This is a genomic window from Nocardioides sp. T2.26MG-1 (genome assembly GCF_950101795.1).
Taxonomy (GTDB): Bacteria; Actinomycetota; Actinomycetes; order Propionibacteriales; family Nocardioidaceae; genus Nocardioides.
The window spans coordinates 962,552-984,354 of the sequence record NZ_CATNLZ010000001.1; the positions used below are offsets into that span (position 1 = coordinate 962,552).

The 21,803-nt window shown below is 72.6% G+C and carries 21 protein-coding genes; 15 read left to right on the forward strand and 6 right to left on the reverse strand.

Annotated elements, in window-relative coordinates; genetic code table 11:
• Positions 1-12: 12 nt before the first annotated feature.
• Together QQZ14_RS04750 and QQZ14_RS04755 are read right to left on the reverse strand one after the other, a co-directional pair.
• A complete protein-coding gene (locus QQZ14_RS04750; protein WP_284533026.1) occupies positions 13-669 on the reverse strand; it encodes a haloacid dehalogenase-like hydrolase in 657 nt (218 codons plus the stop codon).
• The gene (locus QQZ14_RS04755; protein WP_284533027.1) at positions 666-1,406 is read right to left on the reverse strand and encodes a GntR family transcriptional regulator; all 741 of its coding nucleotides are present in this window, start codon (positions 1,404-1,406) and stop codon (positions 666-668) included. Before QQZ14_RS04755 ends, QQZ14_RS04750 begins: the two co-directional genes overlap by 4 nt.
• 236 nt (positions 1,407-1,642) lie before the next feature.
• Here QQZ14_RS04755 and QQZ14_RS04760 point away from each other — a divergent pair, with 236 nt between their 5' ends.
• From QQZ14_RS04760 to QQZ14_RS04775, 4 genes are read left to right on the forward strand one after another with little or no spacing between them, the layout of a single operon-like run.
• The gene (locus tag QQZ14_RS04760; RefSeq protein WP_284533028.1) at positions 1,643-3,148 is read left to right on the forward strand and encodes an APC family permease; all 1,506 of its coding nucleotides are present in this window, start codon (positions 1,643-1,645) and stop codon (positions 3,146-3,148) included.
• Positions 3,145-4,557: an FGGY family carbohydrate kinase gene (locus QQZ14_RS04765; protein ID WP_284533029.1), complete on the forward strand. Its 1,413-nt coding sequence runs from the start codon at positions 3,145-3,147 to the stop codon at positions 4,555-4,557. Before QQZ14_RS04760 ends, QQZ14_RS04765 begins: the two co-directional genes overlap by 4 nt.
• 29 nt (positions 4,558-4,586) lie before the next feature.
• Entirely contained in the window at positions 4,587-6,020 is a 1,434-nt protein-coding gene (locus tag QQZ14_RS04770) for an NAD(P)/FAD-dependent oxidoreductase (RefSeq protein ID WP_284533030.1), read from the forward strand.
• Positions 6,017-7,306 (forward strand): NAD(P)/FAD-dependent oxidoreductase, encoded by a 1,290-nt coding sequence (locus QQZ14_RS04775; protein WP_284533031.1) that lies wholly within the window; start codon positions 6,017-6,019, stop codon positions 7,304-7,306. Before QQZ14_RS04770 ends, QQZ14_RS04775 begins: the two co-directional genes overlap by 4 nt.
• Before the next feature lie 12 nt (positions 7,307-7,318).
• Here the strand turns inward: QQZ14_RS04775 and QQZ14_RS04780 are convergent, their stop codons facing one another.
• Both QQZ14_RS04780 and QQZ14_RS04785 read right to left on the reverse strand, forming a co-directional pair.
• Complete coding sequence (locus QQZ14_RS04780; protein WP_284533032.1) at positions 7,319-10,270, reverse strand: hypothetical protein; 2,952 nt, start codon at positions 10,268-10,270, stop codon at positions 7,319-7,321.
• Positions 10,271-10,388: 118 nt separating this feature from the next.
• Positions 10,389-10,658 carry a hypothetical protein gene (locus QQZ14_RS04785; RefSeq protein ID WP_284533033.1) on the reverse strand — a complete coding sequence of 90 codons (270 nt, stop codon included), beginning with the start codon at positions 10,656-10,658 and terminating at the stop codon, positions 10,389-10,391.
• Between the two features lie 156 nt (positions 10,659-10,814).
• Here QQZ14_RS04785 and QQZ14_RS04790 point away from each other — a divergent pair, with 156 nt between their 5' ends.
• From QQZ14_RS04790 to QQZ14_RS04800, 3 genes are read left to right on the forward strand one after another with little or no spacing between them, the layout of a single operon-like run.
• Positions 10,815-11,612: an ABC transporter ATP-binding protein gene (locus QQZ14_RS04790; protein ID WP_284533034.1), complete on the forward strand. Its 798-nt coding sequence runs from the start codon at positions 10,815-10,817 to the stop codon at positions 11,610-11,612.
• Positions 11,613-11,621: 9 nt separating this feature from the next.
• Positions 11,622-12,395: an ABC transporter permease gene (locus QQZ14_RS04795; RefSeq protein ID WP_284533035.1), complete on the forward strand. Its 774-nt coding sequence runs from the start codon at positions 11,622-11,624 to the stop codon at positions 12,393-12,395.
• Positions 12,396-12,435: 40 nt separating this feature from the next.
• On the forward strand, positions 12,436-13,230 hold the full coding sequence (locus tag QQZ14_RS04800) for a MerR family transcriptional regulator (RefSeq protein WP_284533036.1): 795 nt from the start codon (positions 12,436-12,438) through the stop codon (positions 13,228-13,230).
• Positions 13,231-13,233: 3 nt separating this feature from the next.
• Here the strand turns inward: QQZ14_RS04800 and QQZ14_RS04805 are convergent, their stop codons facing one another.
• On the reverse strand, positions 13,234-14,580 hold the full coding sequence (locus tag QQZ14_RS04805; RefSeq protein ID WP_284533037.1) for an FAD-binding oxidoreductase: 1,347 nt from the start codon (positions 14,578-14,580) through the stop codon (positions 13,234-13,236).
• 147 nt (positions 14,581-14,727) lie between these two features.
• On the opposite strand from QQZ14_RS04805, the gene QQZ14_RS04810 reads away from it, so the two are divergent.
• Genes QQZ14_RS04810 through QQZ14_RS04820 form a run of 3 tightly spaced genes read left to right on the forward strand, consistent with a single transcriptional unit; the run spans position 14,728 to position 15,931 of the window.
• A complete protein-coding gene (locus tag QQZ14_RS04810; RefSeq protein ID WP_342395219.1) occupies positions 14,728-15,213 on the forward strand; it encodes a GNAT family N-acetyltransferase in 486 nt (161 codons plus the stop codon).
• 44 nt (positions 15,214-15,257) lie between these two features.
• Entirely contained in the window at positions 15,258-15,545 is a 288-nt protein-coding gene (locus QQZ14_RS04815; RefSeq protein WP_284533038.1) for an ArsR/SmtB family transcription factor, read from the forward strand.
• Positions 15,542-15,931, forward strand: a complete 390-nt coding sequence (locus QQZ14_RS04820) for a VOC family protein (RefSeq protein ID WP_284533039.1) — start codon at positions 15,542-15,544, stop codon at positions 15,929-15,931. The genes QQZ14_RS04815 and QQZ14_RS04820 overlap by 4 nt, the downstream gene beginning before the upstream one ends.
• A gap of 15 nt (positions 15,932-15,946) precedes the next feature.
• On the opposite strand, the gene QQZ14_RS04825 is transcribed toward QQZ14_RS04820, so the two are convergent.
• Positions 15,947-16,528, reverse strand: coding sequence for a GNAT family N-acetyltransferase (locus tag QQZ14_RS04825; protein ID WP_284533040.1), 582 nt, complete (start codon positions 16,526-16,528; stop codon positions 15,947-15,949).
• 74 nt (positions 16,529-16,602) lie between these two features.
• On the opposite strand from QQZ14_RS04825, the gene QQZ14_RS04830 reads away from it, so the two are divergent.
• The 5 genes from QQZ14_RS04830 to QQZ14_RS04850 all read left to right on the forward strand — a co-directional run bounded on the left by QQZ14_RS04830 (position 16,603) and on the right by QQZ14_RS04850 (position 21,778).
• Entirely contained in the window at positions 16,603-17,415 is an 813-nt protein-coding gene (locus tag QQZ14_RS04830; protein WP_284533041.1) for an MBL fold metallo-hydrolase, read from the forward strand.
• Between the two features lie 114 nt (positions 17,416-17,529).
• Complete coding sequence (locus QQZ14_RS04835; RefSeq protein ID WP_284533042.1) at positions 17,530-18,735, forward strand: ROK family transcriptional regulator; 1,206 nt, start codon at positions 17,530-17,532, stop codon at positions 18,733-18,735.
• Complete coding sequence (locus QQZ14_RS04840) at positions 18,735-19,613, forward strand: carbohydrate ABC transporter permease (RefSeq protein ID WP_284533097.1); 879 nt, start codon at positions 18,735-18,737, stop codon at positions 19,611-19,613. The genes QQZ14_RS04835 and QQZ14_RS04840 overlap by 1 nt, the downstream gene beginning before the upstream one ends.
• Positions 19,606-20,445: a carbohydrate ABC transporter permease gene (locus tag QQZ14_RS04845; protein ID WP_284533043.1), complete on the forward strand. Its 840-nt coding sequence runs from the start codon at positions 19,606-19,608 to the stop codon at positions 20,443-20,445. Before QQZ14_RS04840 ends, QQZ14_RS04845 begins: the two co-directional genes overlap by 8 nt.
• Positions 20,446-20,515: 70 nt before the next feature.
• A complete protein-coding gene (locus QQZ14_RS04850; RefSeq protein WP_284533044.1) occupies positions 20,516-21,778 on the forward strand; it encodes an ABC transporter substrate-binding protein in 1,263 nt (420 codons plus the stop codon).
• The last annotated feature ends 25 nt before the right edge of the window (positions 21,779-21,803 follow it).

Genomic DNA, 21,803 nt, shown 5'->3' on the forward strand with positions numbered 1-21,803 from the left:
GCCGGCGGCGGCTCAGCCGACGGCGGTGACCTTGCCCGGCCAGGTCCGGCGGGCGCGCTCGAGCAGCCGCGGCGACGGGCCGACCAGCACCACCTGCTCCACCGCCGCGAGCGCCGGGCTGTCGGCCCAGGAGTCGGTGTACATCACGGTCCAGGGTCGAGGTACGTCGGCGGCCTGGAGGGCCGCGAGCTTGCGGGCACCGTAGTTGTGCGGGCGCATCCGGACGCCGCCGGGAGCGGGCGCCAGCTCGGAGGCGATCAGCTCGGCGTCCCGGAGGCCGACCTCGTCGAGCAACGTGCGCGCCAGGGTCTGCTCGGTGGCGGTGAGGACGACGACGCGGTCGCCTGCGGCGAGGTGTCGTCGTGCGGCGTCGAGACCCGCGGGGCGCAGCCAGGCCGGGGTGCGCGCGAACTCCAGCGCCAGCCGGCGCGTCCCCTCCCTGGCCCGGTCGACGTCCCGCCCCAGCAGGGCGAGCCGGACGAGGTAGCGCGAGACCGGTGCCCGCCACTGCGGCCACGGGCCGGTGGCGGCCATCAGGGGCAGCGCGGGCAGCGCCAGCACCAGCCGCCACGGGGCGCGCACCAGGCGGCGGCTCACCAGCGTCGCGAACGTGTCCCGGGTCGTGATCACGCCGTCGAGGTCGAAGACGACGGTGGCGCGGCCGCTCACCCGGCGACCGAGGCGCTGACCTCGAACGCCGCTCGGTCGGCGCGGTAGACGTCTCGGGCGAACTCCACGCAGCGGTCGTCCTGGTCGAACGTCCGCCGCGTCAGCAGGATCCCGCTGGATGCGGCTCGCACCGCGAGGCGATCGCAGGACTCCTCGTCGAGCACGATCGACTCGATCACGGCTGTCGAGCGCGTCATCCGCACGCCGTACTGCTCGCGCAGCAGCTGCCACAGCGACCCCGCCACCTCGATGTCGAGGATCCCGGGCGTGAGCGATGCAGGGAAGTACGTCGTCTCGATCGCCAGCGGCTCGCCCTCCATCAGCCGCAGCCGCCGGAAGGCGTGCACGGTGTCGTCGTCGGCCAGGCCCAGTGCGGTGCGGGCCCGGGTGGCGCCGTTGCCGACGCCGGTGAGGGCCTTGGTCCACAGCAGCTGCGCCGAGGCGTTCCGGCCGAGGCGGTCGGCCTCTCGGGAGAAGCTCCCGATCTGGAACCGCACGCGCGGCTCGGCCACGAACGTGCCGCGCGGCGGGCGCCGGTAGACGTGACCCTCGCTCTCCAACAGCATCAGCGCCTGGCGCGCGGTCATCCGGCTCACCCCGAACTGCTCGCTGAGCTCGCGCTCGGAGGGCACCAGCGTGTGCGGCGCCAGGTGCTCGTCGAGGATCCGCTCGCGCAGCTCGGCGGCGATGGCGACGTACCGGGGGGAGCGGGAGCCCTCTCGCTGGGTGGTGACCACGGCCCTCACGATACGCGCACAGCCCGCTTGGTCTATACCAAACCACCGGCGGAGCCCGCGACCTTGGCACGAGTTGTGGGCAAGTCATTGACAAACGGCGCCGACGGGTCGATCTTGGTACGGACCATACGGTATAGACCATACCGTGCGGACTACCATGACCGACGAACGGAGGAGCCGTGACCGCTCCGCACAGTGATCGATCCTCGGGCCACGAGGGCCAGCGGCAGGCAGGCGTGACCGCTGAGCTCACCGAGAACTACCGGCACGACAAGATGGCCCGCGAACTCGGCTGGTACGCCTCGTTCGCCGTGGCCTTCGGGTTCGTCTCGATCGCGACCGGCATCTTCACCACGTACGGCGCGGTCCTGAACAGCTCCGGGCCCCGGGGCATCTGGGCGTGGCCGATCGCGGTCGTCGGCCAGCTGGCCGTCGCGCTCATCTTCGGCGCGCTCGCCGCCCGGATCCCGATCAGCGGCTACGCCTACCAGTGGGTGTCCCGGATCGCGAACCCGATCGCCGGGTGGGTGATGGGCTGGGTCTCGTTCACGTTCCTCGGCGTGGTCGTGATCGCGGTCGACTACACCATCGCCGCCACGATCCTCCCGGAGCTCTTCGGCTACACCTACACCCTGCAGAACGCCTGGGCCATCACCGCCGTCGTCGTCCTGGTGCAGGCGGTCCTCGTCGCCTGGTCGACCCGGATGACCAACAAGGTCAACCAGGTCGCGGTGACCATCCAGATCATCGGGATGATCAGCCTGACCGTGCTGCTGTTCGTCGTCGGCGCGGTCACCGGGGCCCTCGACTTCGGCACGCTCTTCGAGTCCAAGCCGGTCACCAGCGAGGGCTACTGGGACTTCGGCGACCTCAACCACGCCGGCCCGTTCCCGCTGGCGTTCCTGCTCGGCGCGTTCACGATCGTCGGCTTCGAGTCGGCCGCCAACCTCGCCGAGGAGACCAAGAACCCTGAGCGGGTGATCCCCAAGGCCATGGCCCAGGCGGTCATTTCGCTGGGCGTCCTCGGCATGCTGTTCCTCATCGCCGTCACCGCGCTGGCCGGCGACACGGCCGAGCTGGCCACGTCGGCCACCCCGATCGCCACCGTCATCACCGACGTGCTCGGCTCCGTGGTCGGCAACTTCCTGCTGGTGCTGGTCGTGATCTCGATCTTCTCCTGCGGCCTGGTGATCACCCTCAGCGGCACCCGCCTGGTCTGGGCGATGTCGCGCGACGAACGGTTCCCCGGCTGGCAGAGCCTGCACAAGATCAGCCACAGCCGCGGCACCCCGCTCGGCGCCTCGCTGTTCATGCTCGTCGTGGCGCAGGCGATCCTGGCGATCTTCTCGATGTCGGAGGATGCGCTCTTCTCGCTGTTCTCGGCAGGGACCCTGCTGCCCGCGCTGATCTACGCCGGCACCGTGCTCATGTACGTCCTCAAGCGGCGCTCGCTGCCGCCCAGCCAGGGCTTCAAGCTCGGCAGGTGGGAGACCCCGATCATCGTGCTCGCATCGGTATGGCTGCTCTACGAGCTCGCGATCTTCCGCGACGAGTCGTTCGCCGAGCCGATCCGCTACGCGCTGGTGATGTTCGCGATCGGTGCCGTCTACCTGACCTATCTCCTGATCCGCCACGGCCGCGCCGGCCTGACCATGCCCGACCTCGTCGACGTCGACAAGATCCTCGACTCCGACGTCGCCGAGATCGTCGAGATCCCCGAGATCGCCGAGGACCTGCAGTGACGACGGTCCTCACGATCGACCAGGGCACCTCGGGCACCAAGGCCCTCGTCGTCGACGCTGACGGCCGGGTCCTGGGACTGTCGGAGAAGACCGTCCGTCCCCGCTACCTCCCCGGCGGCGGGGTGGAGCAGGACCCGCAGGCGCTCCTCGACTCGGTCCTCGAGGCCGGCCGGGAGGCGGTCGCCACGGCCGGGGTGCCGGTCGACGTGGTCACGCTCTCCAACCAGGGCGAGACCGTGCTGGCCTGGGACCCCGACACCGGCCGTCCGCTCTCGGACCTGGTCGTCTGGCAGGACCGGCGCGCCGAGGGGCTGTGCCGCGAGCTCTCGGAGCACGAGCAGACGTTCGCCGACCGCACCGGCCTGGTGCTCGACCCGTACTTCTCCGCGCCCAAGCTCGCGTGGCTGCGCCGCAACGTCACCCGCGAAGGCGTCGCGACGACGTCGGACACCTGGCTGGTGCACCAGCTCACGGGCGAGTTCGTCACCGACGCCTCGACTGCCAGCAGGTCGCTGGTGACGAGCCTCGACACGGCCGACTGGGACCCGGAGCTGCTCGGCCTCTTCGGGTTGGGGGAGGAGCGCCTGCCCACGATCGTGCCCTGCGACGTCGAGGTCGGCACGACCACGGCGTTCGGAGGCACCGTCCCGGTGGGCGGGCTGGTCGTCGACCAGCAGGCCGCCCTGGTCGCCGAGGGCTGCCTGGAGCCGGGCGAGGCCAAGTGCACGTTCGGGACCGGCGCGTTCCTGCTCGCCAACACCGGTACGACGGCGGCCAGGTCCAGCGCCGGCCTCGCGGCCTGTGTCGCCTGGCAGGTCGGTGGGGAGACGACGTACTGCATCGACGGGCAGGTCTACACCGCCGCGTCTGCGGTCCGCTGGATGGAGCAGCTCGGCTACATCCGCACCGCAGCCGACATGGACGCGGTCGCTGCCGCCGACGCCGAGGGCGTCCTCGCGGTGCCGGCCCTGGCCGGTCTCGGCGCGCCGTGGTGGCGACCCGACGCCAAGGCGAGCGTCAGCGGGATGACCCTCTCGACCACGGTGGGCCACCTCGTCACCGCCATCCTGCAGGGCATCGCGGCCCAGGTCGCCGAGCTCGGGGCCGCGGTCGAACGCGATCTCGGGCGGCCCCTCACCCGGCTCCGGGTCGACGGCGGGCTCACCCAGTGCCGGACGCTGATGCAGGCGGTGGCCGACCTGATGCAGATCGACATCGAGCTCTACCCGTCCCCGCACGCCACCCCGCTCGGCGCTGCCGCCCTGGCCAGGGTCGCCCATGAGCCGGGCCTGGCCCTCGTCGACGCGGTCGTGCCCTGGGAGCCGAGTCTCGTCTACTCCCCCCGCTGGTCGGCCGACCGCGCCGCGGACTTCCGCGACCGGTGGAACGCCGCCGCCGCCAACGCCTGACCACTGCTCTCGGAGATCGAGGAAACACCATGACCAGCGCACCAACCGGGCCCGGCGCCCCCACCTACGACGTGGTGGTGATCGGGGCCGGCATCGTCGGGTCGGCGATCGCTCGCACGCTCGCGGGCTACCGGCTCTCCGTCGCCCTGCTCGACGCGCGCGACGACGTCGGCGAGGGCACCAGCAAGGCGAACACCGCGATCCTCCACACCGGCTTCGACGCCAAGCCGGGCAGCCTCGAGTCTCGACTGGTGCACGAGGGCTACCACCTGCTGGGCGACTACGCGGCCGCGACCGGGATCCCCGTCGAGCGGGTGGGCGCGATCCTGGTCGCCTGGGACACCGAGCAGGTCGGCAACCTGCCGGGCCTGCAGGAGAAGGCGGTCGCCAACGGCTACCCGCACACCGAGATCATCGGCGCCCGCGAGGTCTACCGGCAGCTGCCGCACATCGGTCCCGGAGCCCTCGGCGGCCTGACGGTGCCCGGTGAGTCGATCATCTGCACCTGGACGACGAACTTCGCCCTGGCCACCGACGCCGTACGCCGCGGCGCTGCGCTGCTGCTGGGCAGGAGGTGCACGGGGGTCACCGTGGCGGAGGAGGCCACGGTGCTCCACACCTCGGCGGGCGACGTGCGGACGCGCTGGGTGGTCAACGCCGCCGGTCTCGGCTCCGACGTGATCGACCAGCACTTCGGCTTCGACCGGTTCCACGTCACACCCCGCCGCGGCGAGCTGATGGTCTTCGACAAGCAGGCGCGGCCCCTGGTCGAAAAGATCGTGCTGCCGGTGCCCAGCGCCGTCGGCAAGGGCGTCCTGATCAGCCCCACCGTCTACGGCAACGTCATGCTCGGCCCCACGGCCGAGGACCTCACCGACCGCACCGACACCGGCACCTCCGAGGCCGGACTGGAGTTCCTGCTCGAGAAGGGCAGGCGGCTGATGCCGCAGCTGCTCCAGGAGGAGGTCACCGCGACGTACGCCGGCCTCCGGGCGGCCACGGAGTTCTCCGACTACGTGGTCGAGGTGGACGCCGAGCAGCGCTACCTGCTCGCCGGCGGCATCCGCTCGACCGGCCTCAGCTCGGGGATGGCGCTCGCCGAGCACGTCCGCGGTCTGCTCGCCGAGACCGGCGCCCTCGAGCTCACCCCCCGCGACGACCTGCCCGACCCGCCGCGGATGCCGAACATCGGCGAGGCGTCGCTGCGCCCGTACCAAGACGCCGCCCGGATCGCCGACGACCCGGCGTACGGCCGGATCGTGTGCTTCTGCGAGCGGGTCACCGCGGGCGAGATCCGCGACACCTTCGCGGGCACGATCCCACCCACCACGCTCGAGGGACTCCGCCGCCGCACCCGTGCCCAGAACGGCCGGTGCCAGGGGTTCTACTGCGGCGCCGAGGTCGCCGAGCTGTTCGAGACCCGAGCCGCAGCCGTCACCGCAGAAGGGCAGGCGCACCGATGAGCACCGACACCAACGCTGCCGACGCCGACGCTGCCGAGGCAACGCGCGACCTCACCCCGGACGTCGTCGTCGTCGGCGCCGGGCCGGCGGGCCTCCGGGCCGCCACCGAGCTGGCCCGGACCCTGTCCGGGGAGGTGCTGGTCCTCGAGCGCGAGCGCGAGGCGGGCGGCATCCCGCGACACAGCGACCACCTGGGCTACGGCATCCGCGACCTCGGCAGGTTCGTGACCGGTCCGACCTACGCCCGGATGCTGCGCGACAAGGCCACCGACGCGGGGGCCACCATCCTCACCGAGGCGATGGCCACGGACTGGGCCGGGCCCGGCGAACTGATGGTGACGTCCCCCGAGGGCCGGCTGCGGGTCGCCGCGCGCGCGGTGGTGCTGGCCTCCGGCGCTCGCGAGCGCCCACGCGCGGCCCGGCAGATCCCCGGTGACCGCGCCCACGGCGTCCTCACCACCGGCACGCTGCAGAACGTCGTGCACCTCAAGAACGGCACCGTCGGCAAGCGGGCCGTCGTCGTCGGCGCCGAGCTGGTCAGCTGGTCGGCGGTGCTGACGCTGCGCCACGCCGGCTGCCGGACGGTGCTGATGACCACGACCCACTCGCAGGCGGAGTCGTACTGGCTCTTCCAGCGCCCCGGCCGGCTCGCGTTCAAGACCCCCGTCGCGACGCGGACCCGCGTCACGCGCATCATCGGCCGCCCCCGGGTGCAGGCCGTCGAGATCGAGGACCTCGACACCGGAGACCGGCGGACGGTCGAGTGCGACACGGTGATCCTCACCGGTGACTGGATCCCCGACAACGAGCTGGCCCGAGCCGCGGGCGTCACGCTCGACCCCCGCACTCTCGGCCCGCTGGTGGACACGGCGCTGCGCACCGACCTGCCGGGGATCTTCGCCGCCGGCAACGTGCTGCACCCGGTCGACACCGCCGACATCGCCGCGCTCGACGGCGCCGCCGTGGCGCGGCACGTCCGCAGCTACCTCGACGGCGCGCGACCGACCCGGGACGGTGTGCGTCTCGAGGTCGAGGCGCCCCTGCGGTGGGTCGCTCCGGGGATCGTGCGGCCGGGCGACCCGGCGCCCCCGCGGCGTCGGCTGCTGCTGTGGACCGACGAGTACGTCCGGGCCCCGCGTGTCGTCCTCGAGCAGGGCGGCCGGGTCGTCGCCCGCAGACGCGTGCTGTGGCCGGCCGCGCCGGGTCGGGTGTTCCGCGTGCCGTCGGACCTCCTCGACCGCATCGACGCCCGCGGGGGGACCGTCACCGTGCGCCTGGACTCCTGATCGGCGCCGAGCTCAGGGAACCGTCACCGTGACCGGGGTCGCGGTCGCCTCCGCCCAGCCGGGCACCCCGGCGTACCTGGCCCCGACGGCGCCGGTCACGCCAGGCCTGAACCGCGCGACGAACGTGCCGGACACCGACGTCGTCGCCCTGGTCGAGGCGACGTAGGTCGCCGAGGACGGGTAGGTGATCGTCACGACGGCGCCTGCCCGGGGCGAGGCGACGCCGGTCGAGCTGATCTGCGTGAGCGTGCCGGTCGCCGTCACGTATCCGGTCGCCGGATCGCGTACGGCGGACAGCGTCAGCGCCGTGCTCCACGGGTGCACGACGATCGCCTGCGTCGCGGACGCGGCCGCCCAACCGGGCTTGCCGGCGTAGCGGACGACCACGTCGCCGGATCCGGTCGGGCGGAGGATCACCGAGTACGCGCCGGAGGCGTTGGTCGCCGCCGACGCGGTGGCCGTGCGGCCGCCGGCGAGGGGGTAGGTGATGGTCACCGGCGTGGAGGCCATGGCCGTCGCGGTCGTGCCGTCGGACTGCCTGACCGAGCCGGTGACCGTGATCGGCGACGACGCCATCAGGTCCGTGGCCGAGGTGCCGACCGCGACGGACGTGGTCCACGGGTGCACGACCAGCGCGACCGTCGCGGACGACGCGGTCCAGCCGAGCCTGCCGGCGTAGCGGACGACCACGTCGCCGGATCCGGTCGGGCGGAGGATCACCGAGTACGCGCCGGAGGCGTTGGTCGCCGCCGACGCGGTGGCCGTGCGGCCGCCGGCGAGGGGGTAGGTGATGGTCACCGGCGTGGAGGCCATGGCCGTCGCGGTGGTGCCGTCGGACTGCCTGAGCATGCCGGTCACGGTGACAGCAGCCCCGGCCATCAGGTCCGTCGCCGACGGGCTGACGGTGACCGAGGTCGTCCACGGGCTGACGGTGATCGGTGCGTTCGCCGCCGTCGATGACCCCATCCCGACCCGACCGACGAACCGCGCCTGGAGCACGGTCGACGTCAACGGCTTGACGACGACCGAGTAGGACCCGTCGACGCCGGTCGTGGCCGAGCCGACCACGGACCAGGTCGTGGCCGTGCCGGCCCGACCGTAGATCGACACCCTCTCGCCCGCAGCCGGACCCTTGGTCGAGCCGTCGGGCAGCGTGCGGGACAGGACCCCGCTGACCACGACGGGCGCGCCGGCCTGGACCGACGTGCGGTCGACCACCGAGCTCACCTGCGTGGTGCACGGCCCCGAGGCGACGCTGACGGCGACCGCGGTGGAGGTCGTGGCCGGGAAGGTGGGAGCGGCCGCCGTCCTCACGCTGTAGGCGCCCGCCGACGCGGTCACCAGCGCGGTGGCGACGCCGGTCTGACCCGTCGTGCCCGTCGCGACCTGCGCCGGCGTGCCGGTGCCGACCTGACGGAACCACGCGACCGCGAGACCCTTGACGGGCTTGCCGCTGGCCTGGTCGACGACCTGCGCGGTGAGCGCGGCCTTGCCGGTCGGGCAGGCGACGTACGCCGCGGCCGACCCGTCGACCGTCACCGACGTGGTCGCCGTCCGCGGCGTCGACGAGAACGTGAGCGCGCTCGTGCGCACCAGCTTGGCGCCGGTGTTGTCGACCACCGTCGCCGTGACGGTCCCGGCCGTGGTCGACCGGGCGCCGCACACGACCTCGGTCTGGAGGGCGGTCCTGTCGGTGAACGCGCAGTCGCCGCGCGAGGTCGACCAGGTGATCGACGCGGTGCGTCCGGACGGGATCTCCAGCGTGGCCGAGACCTGCGTGGGCAGGCCGGGCACCGCCGGGTTGTTCACCGACACGATCCCGCCGAGCACGGTGGGGGTCCCCAGGGAGCCGCCGCCGACCCCGTCGCCCCCACCGATCAGGAACCGGGAGTTGGCGGTGTTCCAGTGGTTCGCCAGGTACGACCCGGCGGGGGGATACGTCGAGTAGTAGTCGTCGCCGTTGCAGTCGAAGAGCGTCTCCTGGTCGGGTGAGCAGATCTGCTGCATCGCCTTCCCGCCGCCGTCGGCGTAGCACATGCGGTCGGACTCGTCGTAGCAGTGGCCCGCGGCGGTCGCGTGCGGGGCGTCGCCCTGCACCGACCCCATCGTGTGCGACAGCTCGTGGGCCTCGACCGACTGGGACCCGCCCCAGCAGGCGGTGTCGATGCGGGCGAACTGGGCGTAGGAGCCGTTGTTCGGGTTGTCCTGGCCGGCCCCGCTGCTCAGGTAGGTCTGGGCGATCCCGCACTGACCCGTGCCGTCGACCCACATCAGGTACTTGCGGTTGGGCGCGGTGTACCCGGCGTTGCGCATCGCGGTGATCGTGCTGCCGAAGCTGGTGAACGACCCCGGAGGAAGGGTCACGTTGAGCACGGACGGCGAGCAGGTCCCGTCGCCGTTGGCGACGGTCACGAACCGGACGTCGCGGACCCCGCCGGTCTTGGCGGCGGACAGGTTGAAGACCGTGCTGACCCCCGACGCCCACTGCTTGATCTGGTCGCCGACGGCGGCGAACCGGTTCGTCCGGTCGGAGGTGACGACGTAGATCGCCTGCACCCGGTAGCCGGACGTGCCGTCCCCGTCGCAGGGCACCCGGTCGCTGACGGCGGCGACCTGGGCCGCGACCGGGACGCCCTCGTCCTGGGCCGCCTCGACCGCGGCGGCCGCCGCACCGGTGCGGGCCTCGAGGACCGCCGTCGGGACGTGCTTGTCGACGTCGACACCCGGAGGAGCCTGGTCCGCGTGGGCACACGACACGGGGTCTCCGGGGTTCGCCGCGGGGATGACCAGCTCGGCGCCGCAGTCGGCGGAGGTGATCTGGGCCAACGACCCGGCGCGCGTGTGGGCGTCGACTGCGGAGAGCGCCGTCGCGGTGACGCCGCCGGCCGCGAGGAGCACGCTGAGCACGAGGGCTGCGCTCTGCCGCGGGGCACGCCGGCGCGAGGACATCGAGTGTTTGGTCATCCATGACTCCCACGACAGCTCGAGCGGCCCGTCCGTGGGCCGCCAGTCAATGCCCTATCGACCGCACCACCGCCGACCTGAGCCACGGCGCACGGTCAAACCCCCTGCGTCGGCGCGGCTACTCGACCTTGGTCCGGTAGGGCAACCCGATCTGCCGGATCTCCTCCTGGGTGACCCAGGCAACCACCGTGAACAGCACGGAGGCGATCGTGAGGATCGGCAGCAGCGTCGGGACGCTCACGTCGTCCTTGATGGCCGCGTAGGCCCAGCCGAGGGCGAGCGTCGCGGCGACGACGCTCGAGCCGTAGGCGAACGTCGAGTGGAGCAGCGCGAGCATCTTCCGCAGGTCCTCGTTGCTGGCGATCAAGGTCTGCTGCTTGTCGGGCATCCGCGATCCTTCCGTCCCGGGACCGGCGGCCCCGATCCGCGAGAGACTCTCCCAGAGAGTCGGCACCTCGGTCGAGAGCGCTGCAGGAACCGGCAGCCGAGTTGCGTCGAGGTCGGGCTTGACCTTGACGCAACGTCAACCCCGCAGGCTGTTCGCATGACCACGACACCAGCCATCCAGGTCGCCGGGCTCACCAAGGCGTACGGCGACCACGAGGTGCTCCGCGGCGTCGACTTCGACGTGGCGCGCGGCAGCATCTTCGCCCTGCTCGGCTCCAACGGGGCCGGCAAGACCACGGCCGTCCGCATCCTCGCCACCCTGCTCCCGGCGGACGGCGGCACGGCCCTCGTCGACGGCGCCGACGTCGGCGCCGAGGCGTCCCGCGTTCGGGAGTCGATCAGCCTCACCGGCCAGTTCGCGGCGGTCGACGAGATCCTGACCGGCCGCGAGAACCTCGTGCTCGTCGCCCAGCTGCGCCACCAGGCCGACCCCCGCGGGATCGCGACCGACCTGCTCGCGCGCTTCAGCCTGACGGACGCCGGCGACCGGCGGGTGGCGACGTACTCCGGCGGGATGCGCCGACGCCTCGACATCGCGATGAGCCTGATCGGCGACCCGTCGGTCATCTTCCTCGACGAGCCGACCACCGGGCTGGACCCGCAGGCCCGTCTCGAGGTGTGGCGCGCGGTGAAGGAGCTGGCCGCCGCCGGCACGACGGTGCTGCTCACCACCCAGCACCTGGACGAGGCCGAGCACCTCGCCGACCGGATCGCGATCCTCCACGACGGCCGGATCGTCGTGAACGGCACCCTCGCCGAGCTCAAGGCGCTGCTCCCACCCGCCACGGTCGAGTACGTCGAGAAGCAGCCGACGCTCGAGGAGATCTTCCTCGCGGTCGTCGGCGACGAGACCGCTGCCACGACCGGCCCCGCCCCGACCGCCACGAACAGCTGAGGAACGACCATGCCCACGACAACGCGCCATCACTTCGTCGACGAGACCGCCACCCTCACGGGACGGTCCCTGCGCCACATCCTGCGCAGCCCCGACACCATCATCACCACCGCGATCACCCCGATCGCCATGCTGCTGCTGTTCGTCTACGTCTTCGGCGGCGCGATCGAGACCGGCGGCGAGAAGTACGTGGACTACCTGCTGCCGGGCATCCTGCTGATCACGATCGCCTCGGGCATCGCCTACACGGCCTACCGGCTCTTCACCGACGTCTCCGGCGGGATCTTCGAGCGGTTCCAGTCGATGCCGATCTCCCGCTCCGCGGTGCTGTGGGGCCACGTCCTGACCTCGCTGGTCGCGAACATGATCGCGCTCGCGCTCGTCGTGCTGGTCGCGGTGGCGATGGGCTTCCGGACCGGCGCCGGGGTGCTGGCCTGGCTCGCCGTGACCGGCATCCTGCTGCTGTTCACGCTGACCCTGACCTGGCTCGCGGTCATCCCGGGCCTCACCGCGAAGTCCGCCGACAGCGTGGGCGGGTTCTCCTATCCGCTGATCTTCCTGCCGTTCATCAGCTCGGCGTTCGTGCCCACCGACAGCATGCCCGGCCCGGTCCGCTGGTTCGCCGAGCACCAGCCGGTCACCTCGATCGTCGACACGCTGCGCCACCTGTACGCCGAGCAGCCGGTCGGCAACGACATCTGGACCGCCCTCGCGTGGTGCGTGGGGCTCCTGGTCGTCGCCTACGTCCTCGCGATGCGCGCCTACCACCGCAAGTTCGCGTGACCCGCACGACGACGGGCAGCCGACCCGCGAGACTGGTCGCATGCTGACGATCGGCCAGCTCGCGGCGTACGCCGGGGTGACGACCCGCGCGGTGCGGCACTACCACCACATCGGGCTGCTGCCCGAGCCCGAGCGCGACGTCTCCGGCTACCGCAGCTACGCCGGGCCCGACGTCGTCCGACTGATCCGGATCCGCACGCTCGCCGAGGCCGGCGTCCCGCTCGCCCGCGTGCAGGAGCTGCTGGCCGCCGACGACGACGCCTTCGCCGCAGCGGTCGCCGAGATCGACCGCCGGCTGCGCGAGGAGATCAAGGAGCTGCAGGAGCACCGCCGGCGGATCGCCAAGCTGGCTGCCGGCGACAGCCTCGCGCTCCCGCCGTCGGCGACCGCCTACCTCGACCGGATGCGGGCGCTCGGCACGCCGGAGGTCATGGTGGACCTCGAGCGGGACGCCTGGATCCTGATCGCCGCGCAGATGCCCGAGCGGATCGACGAGTTCATGGCCGACAAGGAGAGCCAGCTCGACGACCCGCTGATGCGGCAGTTCCTGCGCCTCATCGGCGAGATCGCCGCCGCGGAGGAGCCGAGGGAGGACCAGCTGGCGCAGGTCGCCGACGTGCTGGTCGAGATGGCCGAGGCGGCCGCCGTCAACGGCGCGCTCGACCAGCAGGACGAGGCCCTGCCCGACAGCTCCTTCGCCGAGCTCCTCGAGACCGTGGCGCTCTCCGCGGGGCCGCGGATGGTGCGGATCCGCGACCGGATCCTCCAGCTGATGGCCGAGCGCGGCTGGAGCGGGCTGGTCAAGATGGAGCGGATCGACCGCGCCGACGCGTGAGCGTCACCGGGCCGGGGCGGGCGGCACGTTGTGGTTCAGCGCGAACACGTTGTCGGGGTCGTAGCGACGCTTGACCTCGGCGAGCCGGGCGTACGTCGCCGGCGGGTACGCCGACGCCAGGTCCGCGGCGGCCGCCGAGCCCTGGAAGTTGATGTACGTGCCGGTGCCGTGCGCCGCGACGGCACGCCAGGGCGTGTGGGCCTCCTCGACGTCGGCGTCGGAGGCCGTCCCCGGGAGCATCACCATCCCGACGACCATCGCCTCGGCGTCCCGGTGCGCGAACGCCGTGGCGTCGGCCGGCACCCGGCCGAACGCGCCGCCCAGGCTGCGGATCGCGACCGCGTTGGGGGTCGGCGCGGCGTGGGCGCGCACGATCTCGGCGAGCACCTCGTCGCCGAGCTCGGGCACGAGCGCGTTGCGGGCGGACAGCCGCAGGCCCGGCGGCTGCTGGGCAGGCTCGAGGACCTCGGCGTACCGGACCTCGCGGATCGCCGCCTCCGCCACCGCACCCAGCTCGAGCAGCGGCTCGATGGCGGCGTCGGCGGCCTCCACGGGCGCGCCCGGCTGCCCGGCGTAGCAGAGCAGCACGATGGCCGGCGGTGCCCCGGGCATCCGCGGCGGGAGCGCGATCGTGCTCGAGAGCTCGTCGGGCGCGGACCGCATCGCGTCGCGCCAGCGGCGCAGCAGGTCGGTGGTCTCGGTGTCGTCGGCGACCTGGTAGGTGACGGTCCCGTGGTGGACGGTGGCGACCTCCTGGGCGACGAGGTCGAAGTCGACCACCACGCCGAAGTTGCCGCCGCCGCCCCGAAGCGCCCAGAACAGCTCGGGATGCTCGTGCTCGGACGCGCTCAGCAGCCGGCCGTCCGCCGTCACGACCCGCGCGCCGACCAGGTTGTCGACGGTCAGCCCGTGCCGGCGCACCATCCAGCCCATGCCGCCACCCAGCGTGAGCCCGCCGACGCCCACCTCGGAGGTGTCCCCGGAGGTGATGCCCCAGCCGAGGGGATCGAGGCGGGCGGCGACGCGCCCCCAGGTGGCGCCCCCGCCGACGCGCACCAGGCGCCGGTCGGCATCGAGGACCTCGACGCCGTCGAGGTGCCGGAGGTCGAGGACCAGCCCCCCGGTGTTCGTCGCGTGCCCGAGCGGGCCGTGCCCCCCGGACCGCACCGACACGGCCAGGCCGCGGCGTACGGCGTGGCCGAGCGCGGCCGCGACCTCGTCGGGTGTGCGCGGCCGAGCGATCAGCGCGGGCGCGCCGGCGCCGGCGAACACCCGAGCGGCGTCGTCGTAGCCGTCGTCGCCGGGTCGCAGCGTCTCGACCGCGAGCTCGGTGGTGTCGTGCAGGGTCATCGTCTGCTCCTCTGGGTCTGCGGCGTTCTCACCTCCACGACGAACGCCGGCGGGCAGATGTGACAGTCGGAGCAGGCCGGTCGAGCCGCCGGGTCCCAGCCCCTACGCTCGGGACGGGCGCGAGACCGGGACCGAAGGAGGCAGGCGGTGACCGTGACGATCAGGCCGGCGACGGAGGACGACACCGGCGTCCTGCACCGGTTCGTGGTGGAGCTCGCCGAGGCCGAGGAGTTCCCCGGCAAGGTGCACGCCCGACCCGAGGACCTCGCGAGCGCGCTGTTCGGCGCGGACCCGGTGGCCAGCGCCCTGGTCGCCGAGGTGGACGGCGAGCCGGCCGGGTTCGCGCTCTACTACTTCGCCTACAGCACGATCATGGGCCGGCGCACACTGCACCTCGAGGACCTGTACGTCGTCCCCGAGCACCGCAGCCGGGGCGCGGGGCGGATCCTGCTCGGTGAGCTCGCCCGGACCGCCCAGCAGCACGCGTGTGCCCGGTTCGAGTGGTGGGTGCTGCGCACCAACGACCCGGCGATCGCGTTCTATCGCCGCCTCGGAGCCCGCGAGGTCGAGGAGATCCACGTGATGCGCCTCGAGGGGCCCGGACTGGCGGAGCTCGCCGAGGTCCGGGGCTGACCGACCCTTGACATGCAAGTGAGCGCTTGCCTATCGTGCGGGACGTGGCCGATGTGTTCCGCGCTCTCGACGACGAGACCCGGCGACTCATCCTGGACGAGCTCGCGATCGAGGACGGCCGGACGCTGTTCGACATCTGCACGCTGCTCACGATGCGCCACGGCGTGGCCTCGACGCGTCAGGCGATCTCGCAGCACCTCGCGGTGCTCGAGGATGCCGGCCTCGTGACGACGGAGCGTCGGGGCCGCACCAAGGTGCACTACTTCGACCCAACGCCCCTGGCCGCGATCACCCGGCGCTGGCCGATCGACCGAGAGGACACCCACCCATGAGAGTCAGGCTCGCCACCGTCTTCGTCGACGACCTGAGGGAGGCGCTCGCCTTCTACACCGAGGTCCTGGGCTTCACCAAGAAGCGCGACATCCCGCTCGGGGGCGGGGCCTCCTGGATCACGGTGGTGTCGCCCGAGGAGCCGATGGGCGCCGAGCTCCTGTTGGAGCCCGCCGGCCATCCGGCGGTGGCTCCCTACCGGGACGCGTTGGTCTCGGACGGCATCCCGCTCGCCCAGTTCATGGTCGACGACGTACAGGCGGAGCACGGTCGCCTCACCGAGCTGGGGGTGGCGTTCACCCAGAAGCCGACCGACATCGGGGACTTCTGGGTCGCCGTGTTCGACGACACCTGCGGCAACCTCATCCAGATCGTGTCCGAGAAGTAGCGCCGAGCCGGCGCCCTACGTGCGCCGACCGGCCCGCCACTCGTCGGCGAGCAGCGCGTAGGCGTACCCGTCCAACCACCGGCCCGACCGGTGCAGCGAGTCGCGGACGTTGTGCGCCTCGCGGCGCAGGCCGACCCGCTCCATGAGCCGCCAGGACGCCGTGTTGTCGGCGAAGCACAGCGCGGTGACCCGACGCAGTCCCAGGTCCTCGAAGCAGATCCGGAGCAGCTCGGCGACCGCCTCGGTGGCATAGCCGCGGCCGCCGTGCGCGGGGTCGACCGTCCAGCCCAGCTCGGCCTGCACCCCCTTCGCCCGGTCGGCCACCTCGCCCTGGGACCAGGCGTCCTCGATGCGCACCATGAGGTCGCCGACCACCGAGCCGTCGCGCTCGACCACGAGCGTGCTCGCGAGCCGGTCCGGGGCGAGGAAGTGCTCGGCGTACGCGTCCCGGTCGGGGGTGGCCCAGGTGACCCACTCGCCGACCTCGGGCAGGCGGCGGAACGCCCACGTCGCGTCGAGGTCTCCGGCCGTGGCCGGGCGGATCGTGAGCCGGTCCGTGGAGGCCGGCCAGGAGAGGGCGCTGAGGTCCTGAGGCATGCGATCATCCTGGCCTGGCCGGTGGTCCTCGGGGAGGTGGTTTTCGGGTGGCCCGGAGCACGACTCGCCCGATCGTGACGGTCGGACCCGTGCGGGTGACCGCCGTGCTCGACGCGACGGGGCCGTTCTTCACGCCCCTGGCCGACGCGTTCCCCGGCGCCACGCCGGAGCTGCGCGAGGCCGCCGAGCGGCTCGACCCAGGGCCGTCAGCGCCCGACGGCGAGTGGTGGCTCGCGTTCCGTGCGTACGTCGTCGAGGTCGGTGACCGGGTGGTGCTGGTCGACACGGGCGCGGCCAGCGACACCGCCCTCCGGCCGTCGTGGGCGCCCGGACCCGACACCCACCTGGTGCGCCGGATCGCCGACCAGGCCGGGGTCCTGGCCGCGGACGTCACCGACGTCGTGCTGACCCACCTGCACGCCGACCATGCCGCGGGCAGTGTGGACGGGTCCGGCGCGCCGGCATTCCCGAACGCGACGTACCTGGTGCAGGACGCCGACCTCGCCGCGCTCGGCCCCGGCACGCTGCTGCGGACCGGTCTCGTCGAGCCGCTCCTCGGCGCCGGCCAGCTGCGCGGCTGCGCCGGCGAGGTCGAGCTGGCCTCGGCCGGCGGCGTCTCCGCCCGCCTGGTCCCGACGCCCGGCCACACCCCGGGGCACCAGAGCCTGGTGATCGCGGCGGACGACGATCTCGTGGTGCTCGCCGGCGACGTGTTCCTGCACGAGCTCCAGGTGATCGAGCCCGGCCGGCCCTACGCCCACGACGCCGACCCGGCGCTGGCCGAGCGTACCCGCATCGGCCTGCTCGACCGACTCGCCGAGCACGGCGGCCGGCTCGGCACCGCCCACCTGCGTGCGCCGTACCTCGAGGTCGAGGCGCGCCGCTGAGCGGTGCGGTGCCGCTCCGATCGGATCCGCGATCCGGAGCCTGTGACTGTTGACACGCACTTAATTTTGGACTAAACAAAGTCCTGAAGTAAGTCCGCCGACCTGAGGATGCCGATGCCCGCTCCGTCCACGACCCGCGGCGGCGACCTGCTGCCGGCAGCGATCCTCGGCCTGCTGGGCAGCCGCGGCTCGTCGTCGCGAGCGGACATCGCCCGGCTGCTGCGGGTGAGCCCGGCGGCGGTCACCCAGGCGACCAAGAGCCTCATCGCGCGGGGACTGGTGGCCGAGCTCGAGGCCGAGCCGTCGCGAGGCGGCCGGCCCGCGCGCCTGCTCGGCCTGGTCAGCGAGGCGGCCAGCGCCATCGGCGTCAAGGTCACCGCGGACCACGTCGCGACCGTGCGGGTCACCCTGGACGGCCTGGTCGAGGCCTACAGCACCCGCGCCTTCGACCCCTCGGCCCCCGACGCGCTGGACCGGCTCGGCCGGCTGCTCGCCGAGGCCGTCGCCGCCCACGAGGGCACCCTCCTCGGTGTCGGTGTCGGCGTGCCCGGCTCCGTGGACTCGCAGGCGTCCGGCGTCGTGACCGCCCCGACGCTGGGCTGGGCCGAGCTGCCGGTCGGCGCCCACCTCCGGGCCGAGCTCGGCGTCCCCGTGCTGCTCGACAATGACGTCAACACGCTCGCCGCCGCCGAGCGGCTCTACGGCGTGGGCCAGGACGCGGCGTCGTACGTCGTGGTCACCATCGGCCGCGGCATCGGCTGCGGCGTCGTCGTCGACGGCTCGATCTACCGCGGCGCCCGCGGCGGCGCCGGCGAGATCGGGCACATCCCGGTCGCCGACGGCCCGGACTGCGCCTGCGGCGGCACCGGCTGTCTGGAGGCCCTGATCGGCGAGGACGCGCTGGTGCGCCGGGCCCGGGAGGAGGGCCTGATCGGGCCCGCCCAGGGCATCGCCGAGCTGGCCGGCACCGCCGACGACGGCGTCGCGGGCGCGCTCGAGATCTTCGCGACCGCGGGGCGGCTGCTCGGCCGGGCCCTGGCGGGGGTGGTCCACACGATCGACCCCGGCGTCGTGGTGATCCAGGGCGAGGGCGTGACCGCGTGGCGGCACTGGCAGTCGCCGTTCGAGACGTCGTTCCGCCGCCACCTGATGCCGAGCCGCCGCTCGCTGCGCTACCAGGTGCACGCCTGGTCCGAGCAGCAGTGGACGCTCGGGGCGGCCAGCCTCGTGCTCGCCGCGCCCTTCGACTCCACCGACACCGCGGGCGAGCAGGGCCGCCTGGTGCGCGCCCGGCTGCAGGACCCCGAGGGCGGCGCGTGATGCAGCGCAGCCGCTGGCGCACGCTCGGCTGGGCGCTCGTCTTCCTCGGCCCCAGCGCGGTGCCGCTGGTGCTGTTCACCGCGGTGCCGATGGTCTCCTCGGCGTGGGTGAGCCTCCACGAGTGGAACCTCATCTCCGACATGCGGTGGGTGGGTCTGGACAACTACCGCAGCCTGCTGACCGACCCCGCGACCCGCGAGGTCTTCTGGCACACCCTGCTCTTCGTCGCGGGCTACCTGCCGCTGGTGTACGTCGGCGGGCTGGGGCTCGCGGTCGCGCTCAACCGCCGGATGCCCGCCAACGCGTTCTTCCGGGCCGCCTACTTCCTGCCGGTCGTCACCAGCTGGGTCGTGGTCGCGCTCGTGTGGCAATGGCTGCTCAACCCCAGCGACGGCCTGGTCAACCACCTCCTCGGCGCGGTCGGTCTCGGCCAGCCCGGCTGGTGGACCGATCCGACCTGGGCGCTGCCGTCGGTGATCCTCGCGTCGGCCTGGAAGGACCTCGGATTCGTGATGGTGATCCTGCTCGCCGGGCTGCAGTCGATCCCCGGGGACGTGCTCGAGGCGGCCGACGTGGACGGCGCCGGCGGCTGGCGGCGCTTCTGGCACGTCACGCTGCCGCTGCTGTCGCCCTCGACGTTCTTCGTGGTCGTGATCTCGCTGATCAACGGCTTCCAGGTCTTCGACCAGGTCTTCGTGATGACCGGCGGCGGGCCCGCGGGCTCCAGCCAGGTCGTGGTCGGCCGGATCTACGACCTGACGTTCCGCTACGGCCGGGCCGGCGAGGCCTCGGCCCTGTCGTGGCTGCTCTTCGCGGTGATCCTGGCGATCACCGCTGTGCAGATCCGCGGCCAGAAGCGGTGGGTGCACCATGCCTGAGGCCGCCCGCACCCCCACCGCTGCCCGGGTCCGCTCGGCCGGGATCTTCGCGCTGGTCGTCCTCGGCGCGGTCGTCATGCTGTTCCCGTTCCTGTGGACGGTGATCACCTCGATCACCCCCGACGGCAACCTGGCCGACGGCCCCACGCTGTTCGTGGACGACCCGACGCTCGCGGCCTACCGGGCGCTGGTCGATGCCGTGCCGATCTGGCGGATCCTGGTCAACTCGTTCGCGATCGCGATCGTCTCGACCCTGCTGCAGCTGGTCACCGGCTCGATGGCGGCCTACGGCTTCGCGCGGCTGCGGTTCCCGGGCCGCAACGTGGTCTTCGCGCTCTACCTGGCGACGATGATGGTGCCGCTGCAGGTCCTCGTCGTGCCGCTGTTCATCGAGATGAAGACCCTCAACCTGCAGGACACCTACCTCGGCCTGCTCGCCCCGTCGTTCGCGTCGGCGTTCGGCGTCTTCCTGCTCAAGCAGGCGGTCGAGACCGTGCCGCTCGAGCTCGACGAGGCCGCCACCATCGACGGCGCCGGGCACCTGCGCATCTTCGGCACGATCGTGCTCCCGCTGATCCGGCCCGCGCTCGCCACGGTCGCGGTGTTCGCGTTCATGGCCTCGTGGAACAGCTTCCTGTGGCCGCTGGTGGTGATCCGCTCACCCGAGCTGATGACCCTCCCCCTCGGCCTGTCGACGCTCCAGGGCCAGTTCACCACCCGCTGGGACGTGGTGATGGCCGGCTCGGTGGTCTCGATCGTCCCGATCGCCCTCGTCTACCTCCTCGCGCAGCGCCACGTCGTCGCCGGCATCGCGCACACCGGCATCAAGTGACCCACCCGCCCTCCAGAACACCCCCGACTTCCCCGGTCGCCGACGACCGCGGACGACGAAAGGAACACCGATGAAGAACAACCGCAGGCGTCTGACGGCCGTCGCCGTCGCCGGCATCGCCTCCCTCGCCCTGGGCGCCTGCTCCCAGGGCTCGGCGACGTCGAAGGACGACGACAGCTCCGACGGCCAGACCACGATCACCTACATGGAGTTCTCCTCCAACGGCGGTCACGAACAGGACCTGGCCGCGATCGTGGACGCGTTCGAGGCCGACCACCCGGACGTCAAGGTGAAGGTCGAGACCACGCCGTACGACTCCTACTTCACCAAGCTCCAGACCGCGCTCGCGGGCGGCACCGCCGGCGACACGTTCGAGCTCAACTACGAGAACTTCGTGACGTACGCCGAGAACGGCTCGCTCGCCGAGCTCGGGTCCTTCGACGAGGCGGCGTACAAGCCGTCGCTGCTGGACGCGTTCGCGCGGGACGGCTCGCAGTACGCGCTGCCGGAGTCGTTCTCCGACGTCGTGCTGTTCTACAACAAGGAGCTCTTCGACAAGGCCGGCGTGGAGACCCCCACGTCCGACTGGACCTGGGACGAGGAGGCCGCGGCCGCGAAGAAGCTGACCGACAAGGGCGCGGGCGTCTGGGGCGACTACCAGCCGGTGCAGTTCTTCGAGTTCTACAAGGCGCTGGCCCAGTCGGGCGGGTCGTTCTTCAACGAGGACCAGACCGAGGCGACGTTCGACTCACCGGAGGGCGTCGAGGCGGCGCAGTGGCTGGTCGGCAAGCCCGGGAAGACCATGCCGACCGAGGCCGACGGCGCCGGCACCCCGGACTTCGACACCAACCTGTTCAAGGACGGAAAGCTCGCGATGTGGCACAGCGGCATCTGGATGTTCGCGGGGCTGGCGGACGCGCCGTTCGACTGGGACATCGCCGTCGAGCCCGGCAACACCCAGAAGGCGTCGGCGATGTTCGCCAACGGCGTGGCGGTCAACGCGGCGAGCGACAACAAGGACGCCGCCGAGGAGTGGCTGTCCTACCTGACCTCGTCCAAGGCCATGGCGGACACGCGCCTGACCACGTCGTGGGAGCTGCCGCCGGTCGCGGACGAGTCGCTGCTCGCGCCGTACCTCGAGCAGGACAAGCCCGCCAACCGCGCCGCGGTCATGGAGTCGCTGGAGTCCGTGGCGCTGCCGCCGGTCATCGCCCGCCAGGCCGAGATGCAGGACGCGATCACCAAGGAGCTCGGCGAGGCGGCCGCGGGCCGCAAGAGCGTCGAGGACGCGCTCGCCGACGCGAAGAAGGCCGTCGACGCCCTGCTCGGCTGAGCCGATCCCACCCCCGGACAGGTGG